Consider the following 21,530-nt stretch of genomic DNA (forward strand, 5'->3'; position numbering starts at 1 on the left):
GTTCAGAGTTTGATCCCCGCCCGTGCGGCGGCCTGCGCGACATACTTCTGCGTCTGCTCGAACGCACCCTGCAGCGCCTTCGCCGTCGACATGTCGCCGATCTCGGCAAAATGCGCTGCTATCGCGTCGGGCGTCCAGTCGGACTGCGGCAGGTTGATGCCCTCGGTCTCCAGCACCTTGATGACGGCGAACGAGCCGGCGCCGGCGCCCATGATGGTGCGGGTCGGCGCGTCCTCGCTGAGCAGGAACTCGACCGCCGGCGTGATCGCCTCCGGCCTCATCAACTGAAGCGCCTGCGGCGGCAGCAGCTCTTCGGTCATGCGCGTCGCCGCGGTCGGCGAGATCGTGTTGACCTTGATGTTGTTCTTGCGACCCTCTTCGGCGAGCACGTTCATCAGGCCGACCATGCCGGCCTTGGCCGCGCCGTAATTGCCCTGGCCGAAATTACCGAACAGGCCCGACGACGAGGTGGTCAGCACGATGCGGCCGTAATTGCGCTCGCGCATGCCGGCCCACACCGCCTTGCAGCAGTAGAAGGTGCCGGTGAGATGCACGTCGAGCACCTTGGCCCAGTCGGCGATTTCCATCTTGGCAAACGACTTGTCGCGCAGGATGCCGGCATTGGCGCACAACAGGTCGACGCTGCCCCACTCCCGGGTGGCGCGTTCGACCATCGCGGTGACCTGCTCGAAATTGGAGACGTCGGCACCATCGGCCATCGCGGTCCCGCCGGCCTTGCGGATCTCCTCGACCACGGTCTCGGCCGGCGACAGCGAGCCGCCGCTGCCGTCGCGCGCACCACCGAAATCATTGACCACGACCTTGGCGCCGCGGCTGGCGAGCCCCAGCGCATGCGCCCGTCCGAGACCATTGCCCGCGCCGGTGACGATAGCGACGCGTCCGTCGAACCTGATTGCCATGCCTTGTTTTCCCGAGTTTCATCAAGCGAGATCGACCTGCTTTTGAGCAGCGATGGAAGGCCTGGTCAAGCCCGGCCATGGCGGCCGGAGCGAACGCTGCCAAACGGCGTTCTCGCAATTTTTCAAGCCTGCGGCCCCTGCTCGCTTCCTGATCCGGTCGGAAACTGTGACCTGCGCCACTTCTCTTTCATCCCGGATTGTGCAACCATAGGGCGTATACTGGCATTCGGCACGCTTTCAGCGGCACTGCGCCATCGCGGCGGTTATTGAGATCGTGATCATGGCGAAACCGGGCCCACCGCTCGATCGAGCACGCGAGAATTTCGACCGCAACATGAACCGTTCGCAGCAAGACGGCGCGAGCGCGGGTCCGAAATGGCGCGACATCCTGCAGAACCGGCTGAGCTGGCTCATCGGCAGTGTGGTCGCGCTCGTCGCAGGCGTCGGCTTTCATCGGCAATCTGGATAGCCTGACGTCGCGCGCCAAGACCTATCTCGATGAACGGGCCTATGTTGCCCAGTTGACGAACCCCTATCCCACGCTGCTCGACCGTGACGTGGTCGCCGGCTGGTCATCCGGCCAGGTGCAGCTCGCGCTCTACCAGATCGACGGCTATCACGGCTTGCTCAAGACGGCACCGACCTGGGTCAAGGTCTGCCTGACCAGCCCCGATATCTTCGGCGACCTCGCCAATCACCAGTTCAACGAACGAACCGCGTTGCCCGAAGGCTATGTCGATGAGCAGAACCGGCAGATCCTGCAACAGCGGCTGGATCAGATCGACAATGACCAGATCGAGGACGCTGCGACGCTTCGGATCAATGACCCGTTCTCGAAACTCCTGACGCGGTCTCGATATCAGCTGCTCGCGAAATACAAGGATTCCGAGCTCCCGCAACTCGACAAGGCCGAGCTCTATCTGCTTCGAAACGCCATCTACGCGCGGCACGGCTATCCCTTCAACACCGCCAAGCTGTCGAAATACGCAAACCGGATGGGATGGTCACGTCCGACCCGCAAGCCGGTCTCGCCGGTCGAGAGCTGCAATGCATTCTTCCTGCAGGAGCTGCATCCGGCTCAGGAGCTCGGCTCGCTCGGTCGCGGCGTCCTGATCAGGGACGCCGCGCTGACGGGTCCGGCCAACTATGTCAGGCCTGCGATCTGCGCCTGTCTCGGTCAGCCCTCCCGCCATGTCGACTGTCAGCAGCACGCCGGCAGCAGCGACAAGGCCGATTTTCATTCCTTTGTCGATCTGATCATCGACCTCGAGACCGGCCCGGTGAACCAGGTCGAATGGACCTTCCTCAACGACAACGACATCGTCGGCGCCGATCTCGACACCTTCAAGGCCAATGAAGAGCGCTTCTATGCCTCCGCACTCGACTTCAACGTGGCGATCCAGAATGTGCTGAAGACGGCCGGGCAAGACCTTTCCACGGCGGAGGACAAACGCGGACCCTACTGGAAGCTGCGGCTCATGCTGTCTCCGCAAACGCTCGCGGCGCTCGCACAGAGGCCGGGCCTGTCAAGCAGCCTCGCCCAGAATGTCTGCGATTCCGTTCATCGCGGCTTCGAAGCCGCAGGCCCGTTCATTCCGCGGACCGATGCGCCGCCGAGCATGCCCGACCCCGACAATCCCGTTCTGGAAATCAACGACAAGCCGATCGAGTTCGAGGCCCTGCGGATCAAGTTGACCCAGGAATACATCAAGAAGCATTACGGCATCGCGCTGAAATCGATCGAGCTCGCCCCCGACTCGATCAAGATGCTGGTCGTGCATCGTTCCGATACCAGCAGCGTCGCGAGCTTCATCGAGAGCGTCAGGAAATCGATCCTGCCCGGCACGCAGGAGTTCGAGGACGACGAGACTGCCGACGTCAACATGTCGACCCACTATGTGATCGGACCCAAGGGCAACATCTACAGCCTCATGAAGGACTTCCAGATTGCCCGCCACAGCATCGGCCTCGATCGATCCTCGATCGGCATCACCGTGGTCGGCACCTCCGCCGATGCGCTCTCCGACAAGCAGGCCATCGCGACCGCGATGCTGATCCGCTATCTCAAGCGCAAATACGGCGAGGTCACCTGGCTCGTCAGCGACAAGGAGATCGGCGGATTTCAGAACAGCCCGCTGTGGGAAGAACGGCTGCCGTTCACGATCGATCCACGCCGCGATCCCGGTGCAACATTCATGGCCCAGCTGAGAAGCTATGTCGCCGATCTCAAATTTGAATCCGCGCCGAATCCTCCGCCCCTGGCGTCCGCTTCAGCGGACGCCGCTGACGGCAACCCGGAAAACCCGGCGCGCCCGCCTCAGCTGAAATAGATCAGCCCGAGCCAGTCGGCGACCAGCGCGGGCTTCTCCTCGCCCTCGATCTCGACCGTGACATTGGTGCGCGACAGCAGCTCCTTCGGCTTGCGCAGCGTCGCTTCCGCCAGCACGAAACGGCCGCGAACGCGTTTTCCGGAGCGGACCGGCGAGATGAAGCGGAGCTTGTCGAAGCCGTAATTGACACCCATTGCAGTGCCCTCGACCACCGGCATCACCTCGTAGGACATGATGCTCATCAGGGACATCGTGAGGAAGCCATGCGCGATCGTGGTGCCGAACGCAGTTTCCTTGCTGGCGCGCTCGGGATCGACATGGATGAACTGGTGATCCTCGATCACGTCGGCATAGCTGTTGATGCGGCCCTGATCGAGCACATGCCACGAGGACACGCCGATTTCCTTGCCGACCATGCCCTGGTAGGTTTGCAGGGACACCGGCGGCTTCTTCCAGACTTCGTTCATTTCGCTAGCTCTCCGAACCGGACGACCGCAGCCTCTGCAGCTCCGGAAATTCCTCCTCGCGGAACTCGGCTCCGCGCAATGCATCATCGCGATTATCGTCATGTTCGAGCCGGCGCAACTGCACACGGCGGATTTTTCCGGAAATCGTCTTGGGCAGCTCGGTGACGAGCTCGAGCTTGCGGATGCGCTTGAACGGTGCCAGGCGGGTATGGAGATGCTTGAAGATCGACAGCGCCGTCTCCGGCGTGCGCTCGACGCCTGATACCAGCAGCACATAGGCCTTCGGGATCGCGAGCCGGATCGGGTCCGGGCTCGGCACCACGGCGGCCTCGGCGACCGCATCGTGCTCGAGCAGCACGCTCTCCAGCTCGAACGGCGAGATGCGGTAGTCGGAGGATTTGAACACGTCGTCGGTGCGGCCGACGAAGGTGAGATAGCCCTCCTCGTCGGTGAAGACGACGTCGCCGCTGCGATAGATGTCGCCGTCGGTACCCTTGAGGTTGCCATCGTCGCCCTGGTAGCCCTGCATCAGGCCCGCCGGCCTGTCGGCACCGAGCAGCAAGGTCACCTCGCCCTCCTTCGCGGCGTGGCCGTCATTGTCGGTCACCTGCACGCGATAGCCGGGCAGCGGCCGGCCCATCGAGCCGACCTTCACCTTCTGGCCCGGCGAATTGCCGGCCAATGCCGTGGTCTCGGTCTGGCCGTAGCCGTCGCGGATGGTCAGGCCCCAGGCGGATTTGACCTGGTCGATGATCTCAGGATTGAGCGGCTCGCCGGCACCGCAGACTTCCCGCAGCGAGACCTTGAAGCTCGCGAGGTCTTCCTGAATGAACATCCGCCACACCGTCGGCGGCGCACACAGCGTGGTGACGCCGCAGCGGCCGATGATCGAGAGCAGTCCTTTCGCCTCGAAGCGTGGCTGGTTCGCGATGAAGATCGTGGCGCCGGCATTCCACGGCGCGAAGAAGCAGCTCCAGGCATGCTTGGCCCAGCCGGGCGAGGAGATGTTGAGATGGATGTCGCCGGGCTGCAGCCCGATCCAGTACATGGTCGAGAGATGGCCGACCGGATAGCTGCGCTGGCTGTGCCGCACCAGCTTCGGCTTGGCCGTGGTGCCAGAAGTGAAATAGAGCAGCATCGGATCGTCCGCGTTGGTCGGACCATCCGGTGTGAAGGCCTCGGACGCCTTGGCCGCCTCCTCGAACGGCAGCCAGCCCTCCTGCTGCTGCGTCGCGCCGACCACGATGCGCACGAGCTTGGCGCCGCCCAGACCCTTGAACTTCGCCACCTGGTCCTGAGTCGCAACCACCGCCTTTGCCCGCCCGCGATCGAGCCGGTCGCGCAGTTCATCCGCCGTGAGCAGCGTGGTCGCGGGGATCACGACGACGCCGAGCTTCATCGCCGCCAGCATGGTTTCCCAGAGCGGCACGACGTTGCCGAGCAGCAGCAGCAGATGATCGCCGCGCTGCAGCCCCTGCGCGCGCAGCAGGTTTGCGACCTGGTTGGAGCGGCGCGACAGTTCCGCGAAGGAGAGCCTGGTCTCGCTGTTGCTCGCGGCATCCACGATCCACAGCGCCGCCCGGTCGCGGCTGTCAGGATTGCGCCCAAGCTCATCGAACCAGTCGAGCGCCCAGTTGAACGGCACCGGGTCCGGCCAGCGGAATCCCTTCACCGCGGCGTCGTAGTCGGTGCGGTGCTTGAGCAGAAATGCGCGTGCGTCCTGAAAAGTGGTCATCTTCTTCCGAGCCCGTCGAATTTGCGTTCAACGTAGCCCGGATGGAGCGAAGCGCAATCCGGGGCCGGTCGCGCAGGGTGACGAAACTGTCCCGGATTTCGCTTCGCTGCATCCCGGCTGCGAGCGAAGCGGCTATTTCCCAGCAAGAGTCCGAACGTGCTGGATAATTCCGGAAAAGTCGACCCCGCCATGTCCTTCAGCGTCGAAGGTCTTATAGATCTCCTGCGCATGCTTGCCGAGCGGCGTGACCGCGCCGGCCGCATTGGCAGCGTCCTGTGCCAGGGTCAGATCCTTCACCATCAGGTTCGAGGCAAAACCAGGCTTGTAGCCGTTGTTCGCCGGCGAGGTCGGAACCGGGCCGGGAACCGGGCAATAGGTCGTCAGCGACCAGCACTGCCCCGAGGAGGTCGAGGCGACGTCGAACAACGCCTGGTGCGACAGGCCGAGCTTTTCGCCGAGCACGAAAGCCTCGCCGACCGCGATCATGGAAATACCGAGGATCATGTTGTTGCAGATCTTGGCCGCCTGCCCCGCGCCTGCGCCGCCGCAATGCACGATCTTCTTGCCCATGTTCTCGAGCACCGGCTTGGCCGCTGCGAACGCCTTGTCCTCGCCGCCGCACATGAAGGTCAGGGTCGCGCCCCTGGCGCCGCCGGTGCCGCCGGAGACCGGCGCATCGACTGAGGCCATGCCGCCCTTGGCCGCCAGCGCATGTGCCTGCTTGGCGCTCTCGACGTCGATGGTCGAGCAGTCGATGATCAGCGTGCCCTTGGCCATGTGCGGGATGACCTCGTTCCAGACGCCCAGCACGTGCTTGCCGGCCGGCAGCATGGTGATCACGATTCCGGCGCCTTTCACGGCAGACGCGCTGCTCTCGGCGATCGCCGCGCCGTCGCTCTTGGCCTGATCGCGGGAGGCCGCGACCAGATCGAACGCGGTCACCTTGTGGCCGGCCTTGACCAGATTGGCCGCCATCGGTCCGCCCATGTTGCCGAGCCCGATGAATGCAACGTTTGCCATGAGAGTTCCTCCGCGTGCGCGTTTCTATTTGCTGTTCGGAAAGGTCAGTTCGTCGGCGCCGATCCCGGCGAAATAACGCGCGAGCATCTCCGGCGTCACGTCCTCGATTGCAGCGGGCGACCATTTCGGGTTGCGGTCCTTGTCGATCACGGCAGCGCGCACGCCTTCGCGGAAATCATCGCTGGCGAACACCTCGAGCGCTGCGCGATATTCGCGCACCAGGCATTCCTCCAGCGTCGCCGCGCGGCGCGCCAGCCGCAACAGCTTGAGCGTCACCACCATGCCACGCGGCGACTTCTCGGCCAGCGTCTTCAGGGTCGCCTGCGCCGCATCCGATCCGTCGGCCTTCAGCGCGGCGATAATGTCCTGCATCCGGTCATGCGCGAACCAGCGGTCGATCGTCGCCTGCATAGTCGCGACCGGGCCGGACGTTTCACCAGTGGCGAAGCCGCCGATCAGCCTGTCGATCTCGGCCGATGTCGTGCCGAGGGCAACCCTGGTCAACGCCTCGCGCAGCTCCGGCAGCTTTGCGCTCGGCACCACGGCGTCGGCAAACTTGGCGTGGATCGCGTCGGGGCCGTTCATGGTGGTGCCGGTAAGACCAAAATAGGTGCCGATTTCGCCGGGCGAGCGCGACAACAGGTAGGTGCCGCCGACATCGGGGAAGAAGCCGAGGCCGACTTCCGGCATTGCCAGCTTTGTCCGCTCCGTCACCACGCGGTGGCGGCCATGCGCCGACAGGCCGACGCCGCCACCCATCACGATGCCGTCCATGAAGGCGACATAGGGTTTCGGGAATTTCCTGATCCGCGCATTGAGGATGTACTCGTCGCGCCACAGGATCTTGCCGAGGTCGCCCTTGACCTTCGAGCTCTCCCACAGCGCGCGGATATCGCCGCCGGCGCAGAGGCCGCGCTCGCCGGCCCCTTCCAGCACGATGACGGCGACATCGGGATCGGCCTCGAACCCGTCGAGTGCCTTGTCGATGTCGTGAAACATCTCGAGCGTCACGGCATTGATCGCCTTCGGCCGATTGAGCCGGATGATGCCGGCCGACCCTTCCCTGCGCGCGACCAGGTCGCCGTCCGCGGCCACAGCGTCGTTCATCGCGCGCCCTCGATCATCTTGCGCGACACGATCAGCCGCATGATTTCGTTGGTGCCTTCGAGGATCTGGTGCACGCGCAGATCGCGCACGATCTTCTCGACGCCATACTCGCTCAAATAGCCGTAGCCGCCATGCAGCTGCAGCGCCTGGTTGGCAACCTCGAAGCCGACATCGGTGCCGAAGCGCTTGGCCATCGCGCACAGCATGGTCGCATCCGGGTCCTTGCGGTCGAGCGCCGCGGCAGCGCGCCACAGGAAGGTGCGCGCGGCCTCGAGCTCGGTCGCCATGTCGGCGATCTTGAACTGCAGCGCCTGAAATTCGTCGAGGCGCTTGCCGAAGGCCTTGCGGTCCTTCATGTAGGCGAGCGCCTTGTCGAGCGCGGCCTGCGCGCCGCCGAGCGAGCAGGCCGCGATGTTGAGGCGGCCGCCGTCGAGGCCGGCCATCGCGATCTTGAAGCCGATGCCCTCCTCGCCGAGCCGGTTCTCGACCGGTACGCGGGCGTTCTCGAACACGACAGCGCGGGTCGGCTGCGCATTCCAGCCCATCTTGCGCTCGTTGGCGCCGAACGACACGCCCGGCGTCTTGCCGTCGATCACGATTGTCGAAACCCCGCCCGGGCCGTCACCACCGGTGCGCACCATTGCGACCAGGATGTCGGTGCCGCCGGCGCCCGAGATGAACTGCTTCTGGCCGTTGAGCACGTAACTGTCGCCGTCGCGCACCGCGCGGGTGCGGAGCGCAGCCGCGTCCGAGCCGGCGCCCGGCTCGGTGAGGCAATAGCTCGCCAGCAGCTCCATGGTGCAGAGCTTCGGCAGCCATTTCCGGCGCTGGCTGTCGTTGCCATAGGCATCGATCATCCAGGATGCCATGTTGTGGATCGAGATGAAGGCCGAGGTGGTCGGACATCCCGTCGCCAGCGCTTCGAAGATCAGCGCCGCGTCGAAGCGCGTCATCGCCGAGCCGCCGACGTCGTCCCTGATGTAGATGCCGCCCATGCCGAGGCCGGCGGCCTCGCGCATCACGTCGACCGGGAAGTGCTTCTTTTCATCCCATTCGAGCGCGTGCGGCGCGATCTTCTCCGCCGCAAACGCCCGCGCCATGTCGCGAATGGCGATCTGGTCCTCGTTGAGAGCGAACTGCATCTCGCCACTCACGAAGCAAGTTTACTTCATCGTCGGGATCGAGAACTCCGCGCCTTCCTTGACGCCTGACGGCCAGCGCGAGGTCACCGTCTTGGTCTTGGTGTAGAAGCGGATCGAGTCCGGACCATGCTGGTTGAGGTCGCCGAAGCCCGACTTCTTCCAGCCGCCGAAGGTGTAGTAGGCGATCGGCACCGGGATCGGCACGTTGATACCGACCATGCCGACATTGACCTTGGCCGCGAAGTCACGCGCGGCGTCGCCGTCGCGGGTGAAGATCGCAACGCCATTGCCGTAGTCGTGATCGGACGGCAGCGCCAGCGCCTCATGATAGTCGTGGGCGCGCACCACCGAGAGCACCGGGCCGAAAATCTCTTCCTTGTAGATTCGCATGTCCTTGGTGACGTTGTCGAACAGCGAACCGCCGAGATAGAAGCCCTTCTCGTAGCCCTGCATCTTGAAGCCGCGGCCGTCGACCGCCAGCGTCGCGCCTTCCTTGACGCCGATATCGATGTAGTTCTTGACCTTCTCGACCGCCTCGCGGGTCACCAGCGGGCCGTAATCGGCCGACGGATCGACGGAGGTGCCGATCTTGAGCGACTCGACGCGCGGGATCAGCTTTTCCATCAGCCGGTCGGCGGTGGTCTTGCCGACGGGGACCGCGACCGAGACCGCCATGCAGCGCTCGCCGGCCGAGCCGTAGCCGGCGCCGATCAGCGCGTCGACCGTCTGGTCCATGTCGGCATCGGGCATCACGATGGCGTGGTTCTTGGCGCCGCCGAAGCACTGGCAGCGCTTGCCGGTCTGTGCCGCGCGCTCATAGATGTACTGCGCGATCGGCGTGGAGCCGACGAAGCCGATCGCCTTGATGTCGGGGTCGTCGAGGATGCCGTCGACCGCCTCCTTGTCGCCGTTGACGACGTTGAGGATGCCGGCCGGCAGGCCCGCTTCGATCATCAGTTGGGCAAGCGCCATCGGCACGCCCGGATCGCGCTCCGAGGGCTTCAGGATGAAGGCATTGCCGCAGGCGATCGCAGGTGCGAACTTCCACATCGGGATCATCGCCGGGAAGTTGAACGGCGTGATGCCGGCGACGACGCCGAGCGGTTGCCGCAGCGAATAGATGTCGATGCCGGGGCCGGCGCCCTCGGTGTATTCGCCCTTCATCAGATGCGGGATGCCGCAGGCGAACTCGGCGACTTCAAGTCCGCGCTGGATGTCGCCCTTGGCGTCGGGAACGGTCTTGCCGTGCTCGCGTGCCAGAATCTCGGCGAGCTTGTCGTAGTCGCGCTGCACCAGTTCGACGAACTTCATCATCACGCGGGCGCGACGCTGCGGGTTGGTCGAGGCCCATTCGGGCTGTGCGGCCCTGGCGTTCTCGACGGCGGCGCGGACCTCGGCCTTGGAGGCCAGCGCGACCTTGGCCTGGACCTCGCCGGTCATCGGCTCGAAGACATCAGCCGTACGGCCAGACGTTCCCTTGACCTCCTTGCCACCGATGAAATGTCCGATTGAGCGCATGGATAACCTCCCTTAAGGACCAGGATCGCAAGCCTGCGACACCGCTTTACAAGCTCTATTGACCCTGCATTTTATAGGATACAAGTCCGATAAATTGCACCATAGATGTGCGGAAATGCTGGATCAAGGCGGCGGCTCAATCGACTGGGATGATTTTCGCTTCGTGCTGTCCATCGTGCGCGGCGGATCGGTCTCGGCTGCCGCAAAGCAGCTTGGCGTCGATCATGCCACCGTGATCCGTCGTGTCGACCGGCTGGAACGCCACCTCTCGGCAAAACTGTTCGATCGCCGCAAGACCGGCTATCTCCTGACCGAAGCGGGCCAGCGCGTCGCCGACAGCGCGGAGGCGATGGAATCCACCATCGTCGCCAACCAGGAGGCGGTCGGCGGCTCGCGCGCGCATCTCACCGGCACGGTGCGGATCGGCGCGCCCGACGGCTTCGGCAGCCATTTCCTCGCCTCGCGGCTGGTGAAGTTCACCGAGCGGTACCCCGATCTCGATCTGCAACTGGTCGCCACCGCGCGGCTGTTCTCGCTCTCCAAGCGGGAGGCCGACATCGCGATCAGCCTGACCATGCCGAAGGAAGGCCGCATCGTCGGCCGCAAGCTGCTGGACTACACGCTGGGGCTCTATGCCGCACCCGCCTATCTCGCCAGGGCGCCGAAGATTGCCGCGCGCGTCGATCTGCAGCAGCACCGCTTCGTCGGCTATATCGAGGAGCTGCTGTTCACGCCGGAGCTCGACTATCTGCCGCAGGTCTCGCCGAAGATCTCAGCCAAATTCCGCAGCGCCAACCTGATCGCGCAGCTCAACGCCACGATCGCCGGCTTCGGCATCGCGGTGCTGCCGCATTTCATGGCGTCGGCGCATCCGGAGCTGGAGCCGGTGCTGCCGGACGAGGTGCGGATCTCCCGCACCTTCTGGCTATTGATGCACGCCGACAGCAAGGACCTCGCGCGAATCCGTGCCGTGGCCGATTACATCTACGAGACCGTGGAGGCGGAGCGCGCGCTGTTCAGCGGCCCCCAATCTCGCCGTCGTCCCGGCGAAGGGGCGACACCGCCCGGCTAGTTCACCTTCGCCTTCTTCGCTGCCGGCTTGGCCGCCGTTGCGGCACGCCCCAGCACCGCCTCACGGCCGGCCGACAGGATCTCCTCGGACAGTTCGCCATTACCCGCGATCCGCGACATCACGATGGTGCCCATCATGGTCGCCAGCGCGGCCATCGCCTGGCGGCGCGCGGTCTTGCGCGGCACGTCGAGGATCTGGTCGGCCATCATGTCGATCATCTGATCGAGCTTGAGCGAAAAGGCCCTGCGCGTCTTCGGGCTCTCGCGCGCGATCTCGGCTCCGAGCGACGGCACCGCGCAGCCATGGCCGGGATCGTCGCGATGGGTCGCCGTCAGATAGCCGTCGACGATGGTCGACAGCCGCTTCTCGGGCGGCACCTCGGCTGCGACCCGGCGCCAACGCTCGGTGGCGCGGTCCATCGCGTAGTTGAAGGCCTCGATCACCAGCGCCTCGCGCGAATCGAAATGCGCGTAGAAGCCGCCATGGGTCAGCCCGGCATCCTTCATCAGATCGGCGACGCCGATGCCGTGGGCGCCCTTCTCGCGCAGCCGCACCGCGGCCTTGCGCACGATCCGCGTGTGGGTCTCCTGCTTGTGCTCTTTCGAATAGCGCATGCCGCTCTCATGGAATGTTTCTAATCATATAATAGCAGGTTTGCGCCGGAAAAGCTGTAGCTATTTCGTCTCGTTCGATGTCTTATCGTTCATCTTGGGTTCCCGCCGATCATGGAAAAGGTCGCGGTCGCGTGCACTGCAAGATTGCCCTTGCCGTCGCGGATCCACCCTTCCGTGTAGCTGGTCTGTCGCCCGAGCTTGATCACCTTGCCCTCCGCCGAAATGGTGCCCGAGCGCACCGAAAGCGGCCGCAGATAGGTCAGCTTGAGATCGAGCGTCACCGAAGTCTGGCCGGCCGGCAGCATCGTCGAGATCGCACAGCCCATCGCGGTATCGAGCAGCGCGGCTGCGGTCGCGCCGTGCATCAGGCCGACGGTATTCTCAAGGCTTTCATGCGGGTCGAGTTCCATGACGATCCGTTCAGGCTCGACCACGCTCATGCGGAAGCCGATCAGATTCGCCATCGGCGGCGGCGGCAGGCGGCCGTCGCGGATCGCGCACATCGCCTCCATGCCCGACATCGTCGCCGCCGCCTTGGCGGCCGGCCCCGGCGCCTGCCATTCCACCACGCGCACGCGCAGCAAATCGGGCGAGAACAGGTCGGCTGACGTCATGACGGCTCTATTCATATGATGAGTGTAATTCTATCCTGCCGCGCCCCGAGGCGCAACCGCCCTCCCGTCCCTTGACAGCGACACGATTTGTCCGGGAAGTGGTGCGATCATCTTCCTGCTGCGAGACCATCCATGGACATGCTCAATCCGCATTGCGGCATCATCCGCGACACCAGAGGCGTCGTCCGCCTCGTGATCTGCAACGCCGGCAAGCTGAACATCGTCAGCTCGGCCGTGACCGATGGCGTGCGCGAAGGCTTCGAGTACCTCGCCTCCGACAACAGCGTCCGTGCGGTGATTCTCGCGGGTCAAAGCGAGCGGAGCATGATCGGCGGCGCCGACATCAAGGAAATGGCGACGCTCGACCAGAAAACCGCGGAAGCGTTCATCAGCCGCCTGCGCGACCTCTGCGAGGCCGTGCGCAGATTCCCGGCGCCCGTGATCGCCCGCCTGCCCGGCTGGTGCCTCGGCGGCGGCCTCGAGGTAGCGGCGGCCTGCGATGTGCGCATCGCGGCACATGATGCGATGTTCGGCATGCCCGAGGTGCGCGTCGGCATCCCCTCGGTGATCCACGCCGCGCTGCTGCCGCGCCTGATCGGCTGGGGCCGCGCGCGCTGGCTGATGATGACGGCCGAGAATATCGACGCGCCGACCGCGCTCGCCTGGGGCCTGGTCGACGCGATCGCAAAGCCCGGCGGCCTCGATGAGGCCGTCGAGCACGCCGTGACAGCGCTGCTCGAATGCGGCCCCGAGGCGCTGCGCATCCAGAAGGACCTGTTGCGGCAATGGGAGGAACTGCCGCTGACGGAGTCGGTGAACCTCAGCGTCGGCGTGTTCGGCAAATCCTTCCTGACCGGCGAGCCGCAGCGGTTGTTGCAGGGCTTTCTGGATCGGAAGCGCTGACGCCTGCTGACAGAGTGTTGACCGCAGGCCGCGGCCTACCAGGCTAAGGTCCAACACGAGACGGCTGCAGCAGATCGAGAACGTCGATCGGCGCAAGCCGGTCTCGCGCAAGACAACAATCACGTTCGGGATCGACGCACAGGGGCATTCTTCAAGAGTTGCAGGAGGACATATGGTCCAAAAGCGCGACGTTCCCGGGATCCGACCCTACGATGCCCCGGCTGGCGGCTGGGGCGCCCTCAAGGCGACCGCGATCGCCGTTCGCGACCAGATGGAACTGGTCGAGGCGCCGATCACGTTGCTGCGCACCAACAAGCCGGATGGATTCGATTGTCCGGGCTGCGCCTGGCCGGACAAGGAGCACACCTCCACCTTCCAGTTCTGCGAGAACGGAGCCAAGGCAGTGACCTGGGAGGCCACCAGCAAGCGCGTCACGCCGGAATTTTTTGCCGCCCACACCGTCACCGAGCTGCTCGGCTGGAGCGATTTTCATCTCGAGAACGAAGGCCGCCTCACCCACCCGCTCGCCTATGACGCCGCGAGCGATACCTACCAGCCGATCTCCTGGGACGACGCTTTCGCGCGGATCGGCGACAGCCTCCGCAGCCTGCCCGATCCCAACATGGCGGAATTCTACACCTCCGGCCGCGCCTCGAACGAGGCCGCCTTCCTGTTCCAGATCTTCGCGCGCGAATATGGCAGCAACAATTTCCCCGACTGCTCCAACATGTGCCACGAGGCGACCAGCGTCGGCCTGCCGCAGTCGATCGGCATCGGCAAGGGCACGGTGTCGCTGGAGGATTTCGACCATTGCGAGCTGATCATCGCGATGGGCCACAATCCCGGCACCAACCATCCGCGCATGATGGGCACCCTGTGGGAGGTATCGCGGCGCGGCGTGCCGATCATCGTGTTCAATCCGCTGCGCGAACGCGCGCTGGAGCGGTTCGCCGATCCGCAGGACCCGATCGAGATGGCGACCTTCAGCTCGACGCGGATCGCCTCGACCTATTATCAACCCAGGGTCGGCGCCGACGCCGCGGTGCTGAAGGGCATCATGAAGGCGCTGATCGAACAGGATGACGCGACGCATGACGTGCTCGATCATGCCTTCATCGCCGAGCACACCAACGGCTTTGCCGCCTTCGCCGCCGACCTGCGCGCAACGCCGTGGGAACAGATCGAGGCGGTCTCCGGCTTTTCCCGCGCCCGGCTTGGCGAGGTCGCCACTGCCTATGCGAAGTCGAGAGCCACCATCGTCACCTACGGCATGGGCATCACCCAGCACATGCGCGGCACCGACAATGTGCAGCAGATCGCCAATCTGCTGCTGCTCAAGGGTAATTTCGGCAAGCCGGGCGCCGGCATCTGCCCGCTGCGCGGCCATTCCAACGTGCAGGGCAATCGCACCGTCGGCATCACCGAGAAGCCCAGCATTCCGATGTTCGAGGGCATCGAGCGCACCTTCGGCTTCAAGCCGCCGCGCCATCACGGCCATGACGCGGTCGCGGCGATGGAGGCGATCGACGACGGCCGGTCAAAAGTCCTGATCTGCCTCGGCGGCAATTTCGCCATCGCGCTGCCCGACCCCGAGCGCTGCGCGGCCGGCATGCGCAAGCTCGAGCTCGCCGTGCACCTGGGAACAAAGCTCAATCGCTCGCATCTCCTGGTCGGCAAGCAATCGATCGTCCTGCCGGTGCTGGGGCGCACCGAGCAGGACATCCAGGCGTCGGGGCCGCAGGCCGTCACGGTGGAAGATTCCATGTCGATGGTGCACGCCTCGCGCGGCAGGCTCAGCCCGGCCTCCGAGCATCTGCGTTCGGAATCGGCCATCATCGCCGGCATGGCGATGGCGACGCTGCCGGCAAGCAAGGTGGCGTGGAGCGAGCTGATCGCCGACTATGACCGCATCCGCGATGCCATCGAGGGCGTCTTTCCGGATTTCAAGGATTACAACGCGCGCATCCGGATTCCCGGTGGCTTCCGCCTGCCGCTCCCGCCGACCGAGCGCAAATGGACGACGGCGTCGGGCAAGGCCGAATTCCTGATCTTCGATGGCCTCGAGGAAGATCCGGTGCTGGCGGACAAGGCGATCCTCAAGCTCACCACGATCCGCAGCCACGACCAGTACAACACCACGATCTACGGTTTGAACGACCGTTATCGCGGCGTGTTCGGCCGACGCGACGTGCTGTTCACCAACGCCGCCGACCTCGCCGAGCTTGGCCTTGCCCATGGCGATCTCGTCGAGATCGAGACGGCCCTACCCACCGGCGAGCCGCGTCGCCTCACGCTTACCGCGATCGCCTACGAGATCGCGCCCGGATCGGTCGCCGCCTATTATCCGGAAGCCAACGGCCTGGTGCCGCTCGACTACCAGGACAAGGAAAGCGGCACGCCGTCCTACAAGTCAGTGCCGGTGCGCATCCACCGCGCTGCGCAATAGCTGCACGAACCGGTAGCCCGGATGGAGCGGAGCGAAATCCGGGGAAGCATCATCCGTGGATCGACCTGCCCCGGATTGCGCTTCGCTCCATCCGGGCTACGCGCGCTGCTCCGCCGAGCCCGTCATCCCGCGCGCATTTTGGGCTTGCCAAGTCCGCGCCGTCATTTTCATATCAGCATCAATTGCCGGCACGCATCGGCGCGTGCGCACTGACCGAAGCGTAAGAGACGATTGTTTCTGAACATATCCAATTTGACCGGTGCGGAGTGGATTGAGATGATCACTGAAATCGCACAAATCGAAATCAAGCCGGGTACTGAAAAAGACTATGAGATCGCCATTGCCAGGGCGGTAACCCTGCCTTCCCCCGCGGGCTTCCACGGCTTTGAGCTGCATCGTTCGATTGAAAAGCCGTCGCGCTACCGCTTCATCGCCAAGTGGGACACTGTCGAAGCCCACGATGCGTTTCGCAGCTCCGAGAAATTCGGCGAATGGCGCGCCTTGGTTGGGCCGTATTATGCGGCACCGCCCGAGGTCGAGCACACCGTGACGGTCGTGTCGACGCTCTGATCTCGCGTTGCCTCAGGACAGATTTGCGCGAATTCAGGTTCGTAAGAAGAGCCGACTTGCTTTGATTTCCAACCCGATTTTACCCAGGGAGTGTTGTCATGACGAAACGCAATTTCTGCCTCTCCATCGCCCTCGCCGCCTCACTCGCCATCCTGATTGCAAGTTCGCCATCCCAGGCCGCGCCTGCCGACGATGTGGTCGCGGGAGCGTTGCAGAAATGGTCGGATGCGTTCGCCAAGAAGGATTGGAACGCGATGGCCGGCCTCTATTCAAAGGATGCGCTGTTCTACGGCTCCACGCCGCCGCTCTATAAGGGACTGGATGGCGTCAAAGCCTATTTTGCCGCGCTGCCGCCCATGGTCGGCGCCACGGTCGCATTCAAGGATATGACGGTCGTACCGGTCGGGACTGATCTCATCAACATCGCGGGGATCGCGACCTTCACCGTTCCCGGGGCGCCAGCGCCGTTCGTCTTTCGCCTGACGCAGACCTACGTCAACGAAGGCGGCGCCTGGAAGATCGCCAGCCATCACGCCTCGCGCATAGAGGCGCACTAAAGAATGTCGCCCGGATGCAGCGAAGCGCAATCCGGGGAAGCGTCATCCGCGGATCGAGTTGCCCCGGATTACGCTTCGCTGCATCCGGGCTACGATTAGCTCACCGCGCATTCGCCGGTGCGTGTACCGGCCACAGATCGGCCCGCCAGCGCAACGCTATTCCCAGCATGGCGATGAAACCGGCGGCGGCGAGCAGCGTGCCGGTCGCGGTATAACCGATCATGTCGATCAGGCTGCCGGCGGCGAGCAGGCCGAGCGGCAGGCCGTAGATCACCATCATGCGCACACCCATCACGCGGCCGCGCAGATGCGCGCTGGCGTTGCGCATCAGCATCACGGCGGCCGAGATCATCGACATGCTCTGCGCGGTGCCGGCGAGCACCAGGCAGGCCATCGCCACCGGCATGGTTCTCAGTTCCACGAAAACCAGCAGCATCGCGTACCAGGCCAGCGTCGCGCCGATCAGAAGCCGCGCGATGCGTACCCCGCCGGCCATGCTGAGGGTGATCGAACCGATCAGCGAGCCTACCGCAAAGCTCGCCGAGAGATAGCCGAGCCCGGTCTGGTCGGTGTGGAAGATGTCACGCGCGACGTAAGGCAGCAGGCCGTTGGTCAGCGGAAACGCGGTGAGATTGGCGAGGAACGCGACGCAGAGCGCCGCGCGCATGCCCGGGCCGCTCCACGCATAGACGATGCCCTCCTTGAGATCGCGCAGCAGGCTGGCCCCGTGCGCGACGTCAGCCGCATGGCCGGCACCGTGCGACTGCACCGGACGGGTCATGCACAGCATCAGGATCGCGGCGGTGAAATAGAAGCAGGCGATCGCGACATAGACGTAGCCGATGCCGAGCGCGGCAAACAGGCTGGCGCCGGTCAGGGCGCCGGCAATCCGCGCCGAATCCTGCGTGGTGCGCGCCAGGCTGATGGCGCCGACCAGCCGTTCCGGCGGCATGATGTCGGCGAGCAGCGCGCCGCGCACGCCAAGGTCCGATGGCCGGATCAGCCCCATCAGGGTGACGATGACCATGACGTTGAACGGCGCCAGATGGCCGCTCAGCGCCAGCGTCATGATGGTGCCCGACAGCACGGTGTATGCAAAGCGCATCGCGGCCAGCAGATCCCGGTGCCCGAGACGATCGCCGATCATGCCGACGACGGGCGCGATCAGCGTCCCGACATATTGCAGCGACGCGAGCACGGTCAGAAGCAGCACCGAGCCGGTCTCGACCATGATGTACCAGCCGAGCACCAGCGTCTCGACCTCGAACGCCCAGGAGGTGAGCAGGTCGGACGGCCACTGAAAGCGATAGTTGCGGATGCGAAACGGCGCGAGCGCTGAACTCAGTCCGGCCCCGCTCAAGACGCGATGACGCGTTTCACGGCGTTCCCTGCCCTGTTCTTGATTCTTCTGGGAGAACTTCCCGGGTGGCAGGGTAGCGCCGACGAGGCGGGAGTCAATGCAGATGGCCGCATGCAGCCATGCCCGCCGGCGCGAGCCGGCGACACATCCCGTTTCGGAACGGATTGCGACGAAGCTGCCGCTCATCGGCAAGCGGCAGCTTCGTCCGTCGATGATCAGCTGCCGGGCGGCTTGTACGTGGAGCGCAGCTTGGCCGCGTTCTGGCGTACCTGCTTGATCTCATCCTGCGTGAAGAGCCGCGTCAGCTTCACGTTCTGCATCGTCCCTGTCGTGACGGTCAGACCGGAAATGGCCGGTGCCATGCTCGGATCGGGGACGTCGAAGATGATCAGGACGCCGGGACCGTCCGTCGCGACGCTGTACATCGACACCAGCTTGCCGCCGGCGGCTTCGATGACCTTACTTGCCGCCTCCTGGCGGCTGACCGTGGGATTTTCCAGAATGGCGTTGAGCGCGCGGGGCGTATACTGTCCAGTGAAACAAAAATGCATGGCATGCTCCTTCTGAACTTGTGAAAATGGATTTGCGGCCGGCCCGGAAAGGTCGACACATTCGTCGCGTCTGAAAAGATATTGAAAGTAGGCTGCCCTGCCGTGGGCATGGCGCCGCCAGTGACTATCGGGAGTTCGGCACGTCCCGCGGCGGCTCTGCCAAAATCTTACATCAGTTGCCCGCCGCGTGAAAGAGCTCGGACAATTCGTAACCCGCACGCGTGCTGATCCGTCGCAGCTTCCTTGCCTGGAGGGTTTTCGAGCGAAGTGCACACCGGTTCGCGTCAAGAAGACGCGTCAAAACAAGAATCTAGAGCTTCAATTCTGATTCAGGCAGGACCGAAATCAGCCACTCGCCTTTGCGAGAACGAGATCGACCGTGTGCGATGCAATCTCGCGAAGCTTGCCCTCGTCACCGAAAGCGCGTTCAAGCACGGCCAATCCGCGCGTCACGGTGGCGATGTGAAGTGCCGTGCACTTGGGGGATCCCTTGAATTCGCCACGCGCGACACCGGCGGACAGAACTGCTTCAAGTCGAACGGTGATGCGCGTCATCAGGTCGGCAAAGGCCCTGCGCGCATTGTCGTCCAGCCCTTCGCCTTCTGCTGATCCCAATTCCATCAGTCCGCGCGTGGTCGGACAGCCGCGTGGCGGCGATCCCGCGCACATGTTCCCGATCGTCACATCGAAGAATGCGGTGAGGCGCCGTCGCAGGCTCCCGGAGCTCAGCGCTTTCTCGATCGAGGCGAGATATTCGCTGGCGTAGCGCTCATAGGCGGCGAGAAACAGCGCCTCCTTGCTGCCGAAGGCATTGTAGAGGCTGCCGCGCTGGACATCCGCATCGCGTGCGATGTCGGAGAGCGACGTGCCGCGCACCCCCTTGCGCCAGAACTGGTCGAACGCGATGCGCAGGACATCGTCATGGTCAAACTCGCGCGGCCGCAATGGTCTCTCCGTCCTGCCCCCGTGATCATCTAAACAATATTTGACACGGCGTCAAAAATGTGTTTTTGACAACGTGTCAAGAATTGATGTCAACGAGGCGCCCGACGATCCGAGGATTCCTCGCCGAAGAGAACCCACGATGCCCCTCATCAACATCTCCCTGCGCGCCGGAAAAACGGACGCCTATCGCCAGGCGATATCAGACAGCCTGTACCGCGCGATGCGCGACACGCTCGGCGTACCCGAGAGCGACCACTTCATGACCATCAGCGAGCACACGGCCGCGAACTTCCGCACCGGCAATGCCTACGGAATCGTTCGCAGCGCCGACGTCGTCTACATCCAGGTCACCGTGTTCAGCACGCGCACCGCGGAGCAAAAGAAAGCGCTGTATCGGCGGGCCGCGGAGCTGCTCGGCGACAACCCCGGGATTGCGCCGGAGGATGTGTTCATCGTCGTTCACGACGCGGCGAAGGAGAACTGGTCCGTCGGCCATGGTCTCGCGCAATTCGCTTGAGTGCGACCGCTCTAGTGGATGTCCGTCGGGGTCGTATCGCGCCGTCGTCGAACGGTTCGGCGCGGCGCACCGTTCGAGGCGTGCGATCCTCGCTCCTCCCTCGCCCTCTCCCGCAACAGTTCCTTCTCTGCCCGGTACCAGAACGCATCAAGCTTGATGTTCGGCCCGCCGGCGGCCCGCCAAAGCTCGTAGGCCCGCGTGCGGATATCCTGTTCAGTCAAGGCATGCATGCTCCGCTCCTGACTATCGATGCTGCTTACTAAAACTTAAGGCGGTCAGGAGTCGTTCCTGCGGAACCAACCTTGGTTCACTTGCATCCCCTGGTGTTCCTCCGCGATGCGTCTCGAAGAATAAGGAACTGCCCCCTTTTCCCGACCGTTTTCTCCGGTATCACTGGGGGATCCCTGAACTGCGGTTAAGGAGGCCGCCATCCGGCGGCTTCTTCCATGAGATCAAGGGGCAGTCCGTGGCTGCAATGCATCGGCGAGACGCTTAGCGTCACGGACAACCGGATAAATCCCGACGCATGTGAGCACTCCGAACACGATTGCGCCGAATGTTCGCGTGACGTCCGCCGACAGCAGGACAATGGCCATGACCGCGATGCCAAACCCCGACGCGAGCATGCAGAAGAATACATAAGACCAAAGGAATTGGGTTGCATGGTTGCCGGCCGTCTCGCTTGCAGCAAACTGGCGAACCTGGCGGCGCGTCCAAAACCAGTCGGAAATGACGGGGAGCCCGAACAGGATCGTGACCGCGAGGGAGAGGCCATCGAAGCGCACGATCGTGCTTGCGAGGCACAGGCCGAACACAAAGGCGCCGACTGCTCCGCAGCAGGCATGCGCGAAGAGCTTCACCACCGTGATGGGGCCAGCACTCATTGCTGATCAATCCGTGCTTCTTTCGCCTTGCAGGCTAAGCACCATGATACTGGAAAAATCCCGTTGCGCCGCATGATTTGGAGGCCGCGCGCGACAATCCGACCCGACGGGCAAATCAGTCGGAAACCTGTCAAGCCGCGCTCGAAAAAATATTTCGGTTTATCGTAACTGCAAATCAGTATATAGAATTTGCCGTCTCACCCGATCGAGGGGCGCTCGCGATCGTCACGAACGTTGTGGTGGGATGCGGTGGACGCT

Annotated in this window: 22 protein-coding genes; 8 read left to right on the forward strand and 14 right to left on the reverse strand. The window is 64.1% G+C overall.

The window, feature by feature from the left end; translation table 11 throughout:
* Positions 1 to 2: 2 nt before the first annotated feature.
* Positions 3 to 920, reverse strand: a complete 918-nt coding sequence (locus JQ586_RS26360) for an SDR family NAD(P)-dependent oxidoreductase (RefSeq protein ID WP_212397533.1) — start codon at positions 918 to 920, stop codon at positions 3 to 5.
* Positions 921 to 1,200: 280 nt separating this feature from the next.
* On the opposite strand from JQ586_RS26360, the gene JQ586_RS26365 reads away from it, so the two are divergent.
* Positions 1,201 to 1,389 carry a hypothetical protein gene (locus JQ586_RS26365; protein WP_212397534.1) on the forward strand — a complete coding sequence of 63 codons (189 nt, stop codon included), beginning with the start codon at positions 1,201 to 1,203 and terminating at the stop codon, positions 1,387 to 1,389.
* Complete coding sequence (locus JQ586_RS26370) at positions 1,340 to 3,250, forward strand: YARHG domain-containing protein (protein WP_212397535.1); 1,911 nt, start codon at positions 1,340 to 1,342, stop codon at positions 3,248 to 3,250. The genes JQ586_RS26365 and JQ586_RS26370 overlap by 50 nt, the downstream gene beginning before the upstream one ends.
* Here the strand turns inward: JQ586_RS26370 and JQ586_RS26375 are convergent.
* From JQ586_RS26375 to JQ586_RS26400, 6 genes are all read right to left on the reverse strand, one after another.
* On the reverse strand, positions 3,238 to 3,717 hold the full coding sequence (locus tag JQ586_RS26375; protein ID WP_212397536.1) for a MaoC family dehydratase: 480 nt from the start codon (positions 3,715 to 3,717) through the stop codon (positions 3,238 to 3,240). The genes JQ586_RS26370 and JQ586_RS26375 overlap by 13 nt on opposite strands.
* A gap of 4 nt (positions 3,718 to 3,721) precedes the next feature.
* A complete protein-coding gene (locus tag JQ586_RS26380) occupies positions 3,722 to 5,452 on the reverse strand; it encodes an AMP-binding protein (RefSeq protein WP_212397537.1) in 1,731 nt (576 codons plus the stop codon).
* A gap of 132 nt (positions 5,453 to 5,584) precedes the next feature.
* Positions 5,585 to 6,472 (reverse strand): 3-hydroxyisobutyrate dehydrogenase, encoded by an 888-nt coding sequence (gene mmsB, locus JQ586_RS26385; protein WP_212397538.1) that lies wholly within the window; start codon positions 6,470 to 6,472, stop codon positions 5,585 to 5,587.
* Positions 6,473 to 6,496: 24 nt separating this feature from the next.
* Positions 6,497 to 7,579: an enoyl-CoA hydratase/isomerase family protein gene (locus tag JQ586_RS26390; protein ID WP_212397539.1), complete on the reverse strand. Its 1,083-nt coding sequence runs from the start codon at positions 7,577 to 7,579 to the stop codon at positions 6,497 to 6,499.
* Positions 7,576 to 8,721: an isobutyryl-CoA dehydrogenase gene (locus tag JQ586_RS26395; RefSeq protein ID WP_212397540.1), complete on the reverse strand. Its 1,146-nt coding sequence runs from the start codon at positions 8,719 to 8,721 to the stop codon at positions 7,576 to 7,578. The genes JQ586_RS26390 and JQ586_RS26395 overlap by 4 nt, the downstream gene beginning before the upstream one ends.
* 21 nt (positions 8,722 to 8,742) lie before the next feature.
* Positions 8,743 to 10,239 (reverse strand): CoA-acylating methylmalonate-semialdehyde dehydrogenase, encoded by a 1,497-nt coding sequence (locus tag JQ586_RS26400; protein WP_212397541.1) that lies wholly within the window; start codon positions 10,237 to 10,239, stop codon positions 8,743 to 8,745.
* Between the two features lie 115 nt (positions 10,240 to 10,354).
* Here JQ586_RS26400 and JQ586_RS26405 point away from each other — a divergent pair, with 115 nt between their 5' ends.
* Positions 10,355 to 11,311: a LysR family transcriptional regulator gene (locus JQ586_RS26405; protein WP_212397542.1), complete on the forward strand. Its 957-nt coding sequence runs from the start codon at positions 10,355 to 10,357 to the stop codon at positions 11,309 to 11,311.
* Here the strand turns inward: JQ586_RS26405 and JQ586_RS26410 are convergent.
* Positions 11,308 to 11,925 (reverse strand): TetR/AcrR family transcriptional regulator, encoded by a 618-nt coding sequence (locus JQ586_RS26410; RefSeq protein ID WP_212397543.1) that lies wholly within the window; start codon positions 11,923 to 11,925, stop codon positions 11,308 to 11,310. The two genes, JQ586_RS26405 and JQ586_RS26410, sit on opposite strands and share 4 nt — an antisense overlap.
* Before the next feature lie 89 nt (positions 11,926 to 12,014).
* Positions 12,015 to 12,539 carry a PaaI family thioesterase gene (locus tag JQ586_RS26415; protein WP_212397544.1) on the reverse strand — a complete coding sequence of 175 codons (525 nt, stop codon included), beginning with the start codon at positions 12,537 to 12,539 and terminating at the stop codon, positions 12,015 to 12,017.
* A 132-nt stretch (positions 12,540 to 12,671) separates the two neighbouring features.
* On the opposite strand from JQ586_RS26415, the gene JQ586_RS26420 reads away from it, so the two are divergent.
* From JQ586_RS26420 to JQ586_RS26435, 4 genes are all read left to right on the forward strand, one after another.
* On the forward strand, positions 12,672 to 13,442 hold the full coding sequence (locus JQ586_RS26420) for an enoyl-CoA hydratase (protein WP_212397545.1): 771 nt from the start codon (positions 12,672 to 12,674) through the stop codon (positions 13,440 to 13,442).
* Positions 13,443 to 13,614: 172 nt separating this feature from the next.
* Positions 13,615 to 15,888, forward strand: coding sequence for an FdhF/YdeP family oxidoreductase (locus JQ586_RS26425; protein WP_212397546.1), 2,274 nt, complete (start codon positions 13,615 to 13,617; stop codon positions 15,886 to 15,888).
* Between the two features lie 276 nt (positions 15,889 to 16,164).
* Positions 16,165 to 16,458 (forward strand): antibiotic biosynthesis monooxygenase, encoded by a 294-nt coding sequence (locus JQ586_RS26430; RefSeq protein WP_212397547.1) that lies wholly within the window; start codon positions 16,165 to 16,167, stop codon positions 16,456 to 16,458.
* 98 nt (positions 16,459 to 16,556) lie between these two features.
* The gene (locus JQ586_RS26435; protein WP_212397548.1) at positions 16,557 to 17,015 is read left to right on the forward strand and encodes a nuclear transport factor 2 family protein; all 459 of its coding nucleotides are present in this window, start codon (positions 16,557 to 16,559) and stop codon (positions 17,013 to 17,015) included.
* A 100-nt stretch (positions 17,016 to 17,115) separates the two neighbouring features.
* Here the strand turns inward: JQ586_RS26435 and JQ586_RS26440 are convergent, their stop codons facing one another.
* From JQ586_RS26440 to JQ586_RS26450, 3 genes are all read right to left on the reverse strand, one after another.
* A complete protein-coding gene (locus JQ586_RS26440; RefSeq protein ID WP_212397549.1) occupies positions 17,116 to 18,375 on the reverse strand; it encodes an MFS transporter in 1,260 nt (419 codons plus the stop codon).
* Positions 18,376 to 18,590: 215 nt separating this feature from the next.
* On the reverse strand, positions 18,591 to 18,926 hold the full coding sequence (locus JQ586_RS26445) for a GYD domain-containing protein (RefSeq protein ID WP_212397550.1): 336 nt from the start codon (positions 18,924 to 18,926) through the stop codon (positions 18,591 to 18,593).
* A 345-nt stretch (positions 18,927 to 19,271) separates the two neighbouring features.
* Entirely contained in the window at positions 19,272 to 19,871 is a 600-nt protein-coding gene (locus JQ586_RS26450) for a TetR/AcrR family transcriptional regulator (protein WP_212397551.1), read from the reverse strand.
* A gap of 139 nt (positions 19,872 to 20,010) precedes the next feature.
* Between JQ586_RS26450 and JQ586_RS26455 the strand changes: the two genes are divergently transcribed.
* A complete protein-coding gene (locus tag JQ586_RS26455; protein WP_212397552.1) occupies positions 20,011 to 20,388 on the forward strand; it encodes a tautomerase family protein in 378 nt (125 codons plus the stop codon).
* An 11-nt stretch (positions 20,389 to 20,399) separates the two neighbouring features.
* On the opposite strand, the gene JQ586_RS26460 is transcribed toward JQ586_RS26455, so the two are convergent.
* Together JQ586_RS26460 and JQ586_RS26465 are read right to left on the reverse strand one after the other, a co-directional pair.
* Entirely contained in the window at positions 20,400 to 20,618 is a 219-nt protein-coding gene (locus JQ586_RS26460) for a DUF2934 domain-containing protein (protein WP_212397553.1), read from the reverse strand.
* Positions 20,619 to 20,840: 222 nt separating this feature from the next.
* Positions 20,841 to 21,251, reverse strand: coding sequence for a hypothetical protein (locus tag JQ586_RS26465; RefSeq protein ID WP_212397554.1), 411 nt, complete (start codon positions 21,249 to 21,251; stop codon positions 20,841 to 20,843).
* Positions 21,252 to 21,530: the final 279 nt, after the last annotated feature.

Source organism: Bradyrhizobium jicamae (assembly GCF_018130215.1).
In the GTDB taxonomy this organism is placed as follows: domain Bacteria; phylum Pseudomonadota; class Alphaproteobacteria; order Rhizobiales; family Xanthobacteraceae; genus Bradyrhizobium; species Bradyrhizobium jicamae_A.

What these genes read in the sequence shown, in the direction of transcription:
- JQ586_RS26360 (WP_212397533.1), bottom strand. Translation starts at nt 920, where the DNA reads ATGGCAATCAGGTTCGACGGACGCGTCGCTATCGTCACCGGCGCGGGC.
- JQ586_RS26365 (WP_212397534.1), top strand. Translation starts at nt 1,201, where the DNA reads ATGGCGAAACCGGGCCCACCGCTCGATCGAGCACGCGAGAATTTCGAC.
- JQ586_RS26375 (WP_212397536.1), bottom strand. Translation starts at nt 3,717, where the DNA reads ATGAACGAAGTCTGGAAGAAGCCGCCGGTGTCCCTGCAAACCTACCAG.
- JQ586_RS26380 (WP_212397537.1), bottom strand. Translation starts at nt 5,452, where the DNA reads ATGACCACTTTTCAGGACGCACGCGCATTTCTGCTCAAGCACCGCACC.
- mmsB (WP_212397538.1), bottom strand. Translation starts at nt 6,472, where the DNA reads ATGGCAAACGTTGCATTCATCGGGCTCGGCAACATGGGCGGACCGATG.
- JQ586_RS26390 (WP_212397539.1), bottom strand. Translation starts at nt 7,579, where the DNA reads ATGAACGACGCTGTGGCCGCGGACGGCGACCTGGTCGCGCGCAGGGAA.
- JQ586_RS26395 (WP_212397540.1), bottom strand. Translation starts at nt 8,721, where the DNA reads ATGCAGTTCGCTCTCAACGAGGACCAGATCGCCATTCGCGACATGGCG.
- JQ586_RS26400 (WP_212397541.1), bottom strand. Translation starts at nt 10,239, where the DNA reads ATGCGCTCAATCGGACATTTCATCGGTGGCAAGGAGGTCAAGGGAACG.
- JQ586_RS26405 (WP_212397542.1), top strand. Translation starts at nt 10,355, where the DNA reads ATGCTGGATCAAGGCGGCGGCTCAATCGACTGGGATGATTTTCGCTTC.
- JQ586_RS26410 (WP_212397543.1), bottom strand. Translation starts at nt 11,925, where the DNA reads ATGCGCTATTCGAAAGAGCACAAGCAGGAGACCCACACGCGGATCGTG.
- JQ586_RS26415 (WP_212397544.1), bottom strand. Translation starts at nt 12,539, where the DNA reads ATGACGTCAGCCGACCTGTTCTCGCCCGATTTGCTGCGCGTGCGCGTG.
- JQ586_RS26420 (WP_212397545.1), top strand. Translation starts at nt 12,672, where the DNA reads ATGGACATGCTCAATCCGCATTGCGGCATCATCCGCGACACCAGAGGC.
- JQ586_RS26425 (WP_212397546.1), top strand. Translation starts at nt 13,615, where the DNA reads ATGGTCCAAAAGCGCGACGTTCCCGGGATCCGACCCTACGATGCCCCG.
- JQ586_RS26430 (WP_212397547.1), top strand. Translation starts at nt 16,165, where the DNA reads ATGATCACTGAAATCGCACAAATCGAAATCAAGCCGGGTACTGAAAAA.
- JQ586_RS26435 (WP_212397548.1), top strand. Translation starts at nt 16,557, where the DNA reads ATGACGAAACGCAATTTCTGCCTCTCCATCGCCCTCGCCGCCTCACTC.
- JQ586_RS26445 (WP_212397550.1), bottom strand. Translation starts at nt 18,926, where the DNA reads ATGCATTTTTGTTTCACTGGACAGTATACGCCCCGCGCGCTCAACGCC.
- JQ586_RS26455 (WP_212397552.1), top strand. Translation starts at nt 20,011, where the DNA reads ATGCCCCTCATCAACATCTCCCTGCGCGCCGGAAAAACGGACGCCTAT.
- JQ586_RS26460 (WP_212397553.1), bottom strand. Translation starts at nt 20,618, where the DNA reads ATGCATGCCTTGACTGAACAGGATATCCGCACGCGGGCCTACGAGCTT.